This window comes from Terriglobus sp. YAF25 (assembly GCF_052113305.1).
In the GTDB taxonomy this organism is placed as follows: domain Bacteria; phylum Acidobacteriota; class Terriglobia; order Terriglobales; family Acidobacteriaceae; genus Terriglobus.
Map to the genome: position 1 here is coordinate 1 of NZ_JBFRCY010000430.1, position 3,990 is coordinate 3,990.

Consider the following 3,990-nt stretch of genomic DNA (forward strand, 5'->3'; position numbering starts at 1 on the left):
GTCCTTAAGTTCTGCCAGTCCTTTGAGGACCTTGAGCAGTCTCTTTTCGATCCTGACGCCTGTCTGGACACGCTCAACTTCGATCGGCCGGGCTTCATCACTCATGGTACAAATGTACCACGGTACACGATTCCATGCCTCCGGAACCACATCCTCCCTCTCTGCGTACATGAGAGAATAGGCACCCTGAAAGAACGAGGACATTCCTTGTGAACCTGATCCGGAGCACTGCCCTGCTTATGAGTCTTGCCGTACCTTCTATCGCCCAAACGGCCGCACCGAAGCCGCCCGCCGATCCCCTTCACGCCTGGGTCGGCATGACCACGCCTGCCGATCTCGAGAACTGGGTGAACTATCACATCGCCGAAGAGAAGAAGGCCGTCGCGGAGATCCTCGCCGTCAAAGGAACCCGTACGATCGAGAACACGCTGAAGCCCTTCGACCGCGCCCAGTTCCACCTGAACATCGCCGGCAATCAGGACTACCTGATGTTCGGTCTGCACGACAACAAAGACGTGCGCGACAAGGCGCAGGCGCTATTGCAGAACATCTCCGCCGAAGGCACCGCCCTGCAGCTCAATCAGGATGTCTACCACGCGCTGGTAGCCGTCGATAAGACAAAGGCGGATGCAGCGACCAGGTACTACCTGGACCGTACGCTGCTGGAATACCGCCTGGCTGGTGTGGATAAGGATGCCGACACCCGCGAGAAAGTCCGCAAGCTCTCAGACCAGATCACTGAGCAATCACTCCACTTCTCCCGCACGGTGCAGGACGATGTCCGCAAGGTCGTCGTCAAGGATCCCGCCGATCTCGATGGACTCCCCGCGGATTACATCGAGAAGCACAAGCCCGCTGCCGACGGGACCATCACACTCACCACTGACCAGCCCGACATGCTGCCGGTCGTCACCTATGCGAAGAACCCGCGCCTGCGGCGCGATATGTATCTCGCGTACAACAACCGCGCCTTCCCTGGGAACAAGGCCGTCCTGCTCGATCTGATGAAGACCCGGCAGGAGATGGCGACCACGCTCGGCTATAAGACCTGGGCCGATCTCGCTACCGCCGACATGATGATCGGCTCAGCCGATAAGCTGCGTTCTTTCCTCAAGGAGGTCGATGAGGCCTCCCGCCCCGCGGCAGCCAAGGAGTTTGCCCTGCTGGAGGCCTTCGTCAAAGAGAAGGAACCTTCTGCTTTACCGCTCGCCGCCAGCGACTCCAGCTACTGGAGCGAGCAGTACCGACGCGCGAGGTACGACTTCGACTCGCAGTCGGTACGTCCTTACTTCCCCTACCCGGAGGTGGAGAAAGGCGTGCTCGCTACCGCGGGCAAACTCTTCCACATCGAGTTCCGCCCTAGCAAGGCTCCGATCTGGAACCCGACCGTCACCGCGTATGACGTCTACGACCAGGGCAAGCTGGCAGGTCGTATCTATTTGGACATGCATCCGCGTGAGGGCAAGGATAAGTGGTTCTCAGAGTCCGGCGTGATTCCGGGCTCCGGTTCGCAGATTCCTGAAGCAGCCCTGCTGTGCAACTTTCCGGGACCGGAGAATGGCGATCCCGGCCTGMTGCAGTACKCCGATGTGGTGACCTTCTTYCACGAGTTTGGGCACATGATGCACGAGGTGCTTGGCGGCCACGGTCAGTGGGCCGGCACGGCGGGCGTCAGCACCGAGCGTGACTTTGTCGAGGCCCCCTCGCAGATGCTGGAGGAGTTCTTCGAAGACACCGGGATCCTGCAGTCCTTCGCSAGACACTACAAGACCGGCGAGGTGCTTCCCTCGACCACCATCGATAAGATGGTGCGCGCCGGGCGCTTTGCCCGCGGATCGTGGGTGCAGGGACAGCTTCGCTACTCCGAGCTCTCCCTCTCTGTTCATGACCGTGCTCCCGAGCAGGTCGATCTCGATGCCATCAACAAGAAGACCTTTGTGGATCACATGCCGTATGTCTTCCTCGATGACAGCCACATGTATGCCAGCTTCACGCACCTGACCGGCTACTCGTCGAACTACTACACCTATGTGCTCGATAAGGTGATCGCTGTGGATCTCTTCTCGGCCTTCGATCCTAAGAACCTGCTGGGCGGCCCTGCGGCGATGAAGTACCGCAAGACGGTCCTGGAGCCAGGTGGAAATAAATCGGCTAACGATCTGATCAAAGATTTTCTCGGACGTCCTCAGTCCATGGACGCCCTGAAACGCTGGATCGCGCTGGGCTTGCCGGCTCAGTAGGGCTTCTGCATCTACGGGCGTTTTCCGCAATGAAAACGCCGCTGCACGCTCTTCCGGGATTCCCAGCAACAGGGAAAATGCTCTAAGAGACAAGAAAACCCACGCCGGAGGAAAGGCGTGGGTTTTCTGTTTCATTCTCATGTCGTAGCATCTTCTCTACCGGCATGAACCAACGCATACAGGCTCTGCAACAACTCCAGTCCGACACGTTTGATGTACTCATCCTGGGAGGCGGAGCAACCGGCCTCGGTATCGCCGTCGATGCAGTCACCCGCGGTTATCGCACCGCGCTGGTCGATGCCGGCGACTTTGCGCAGGCAACCAGCTCACGGGCGACCAAGCTTGTGCATGGCGGCGTTCGCTATCTGGCTTCAGGCCAGATCTCCCTGGTCTATGAAGCCCTGCATGAACGGGCAGCCATGTTGCGCAATGCCCCGCACCTGGTGCAGCCTCTTCCCTTCGTYACACCCGCCTATCGATGGTTCGATCTGCCGTTCTACGGCGTTGGACTGAAACTCTACGACGTCCTCAGCGGTAAGGCGACCATGGGACCGACCTCGGTTCTCGGTCACGACAAAACCTTGACGCTGCTGCCCAATATTGCACGGAAGAACCTGAAGGGATCCATCGTCTACTACGACGGCCAGTTCGACGACGCGCGTTTCTGCCTGGCCCTGGCCCGCACGGCTGTCGACCATGGCGCAACGGTACTGAATTATGTCCGCTGCATCTCCTTCGAAAAGTCTTCGGGCAAGATCACCGGTGCAGCGCTGCGAGATGAGGAGACTGGCAACTCCTTCCGGGTAAATGCCAGGGTTGTCGTCAACGCCACCGGTATCTTCACTGACGAGGTGCGTCATCTCGACAACCCCTCTGACGCTTCGCTGCTGAACGTCTCGCGCGGCACACACATTGTCGTGCCGCCGACAGTACTCGGCCGCGACTACGCCATCATGGTGCCGAAGACGGAGGATGGCCGTGTCATCTTCGCCATTCCGTGGCTGGGCAAGGTCGTGATCGGAACCACGGATCTCGCTGCTCCCAAACCGGAGATCGAACCCGGCCATCAAGATGACGAGATCGACTACATCCTGCACCACATCAATCCTTACCTGCAGCACACCATCACGCGTGCCGATATCCTCTCCGTCTTCTCCGGCCTGCGTCCGCTGATTACCGGGCCGGGAGCATCGACCGCAAAGCTTTCACGTGAGCACCACATTGAACGTTCCTCGTCAGGTCTGCTGACCATCGCCGGCGGCAAGTGGACCACCTATCGCCGCATGGCGCAGGATCTGGTGGACTATGCCATCAAACAGGAGATGCTGCCTGCCGCGACATGCAGGACAGAAAAGCTTCCTTTGCGTGGCGCTCCTTTGAAAGCAGGCGATTCCCACGATTCGCTTTCGCGTTATGGGACTGACCGTGCCGCTGTGGAAGCGCTTATCACCACGGATGCATCCTTAGGCGCAAAGCTGGATGAGGCTCTTCCCTTCACCCAGGCAGAGGCCGTCTATGCTGCTCGCGAAGAGATGGCCAGGACCGTCGAAGACGTTCTTTCTCGGCGGATGCGTGCCCTGCTTCTGGATGCGAAGGCCGCGCTGCGGTCAGCTCCGAAGGTCGCAGAGCTACTCGCCCGCGAGCTTGGACACGGGACCGAGTGGCGGTTTGAGCAGGTTGCCGCGTTCAGGGAATTGGCGGCGCGGTTTTATTTGCCTGGGTAGGTCAACTCTGCTTTTCGCTGTCATCC

2 protein-coding genes are annotated in these 3,990 nt (G+C 59.4%); both read left to right on the forward strand.

The features are described 5' to 3' along the window. Positions 1–209 precede the first annotated feature (209 nt). Positions 210–2,240 carry a M3 family metallopeptidase gene (locus tag AB4043_RS17235; protein ID WP_442307614.1) on the forward strand — a complete coding sequence of 677 codons (2,031 nt, stop codon included), beginning with the start codon at positions 210–212 and terminating at the stop codon, positions 2,238–2,240. 164 nt (positions 2,241–2,404) lie between these two features. Next, entirely contained in the window at positions 2,405–3,964 is a 1,560-nt protein-coding gene (locus AB4043_RS17240) for an FAD-dependent oxidoreductase (RefSeq protein ID WP_442300828.1), read from the forward strand. Positions 3,965–3,990 lie beyond the last annotated feature (26 nt).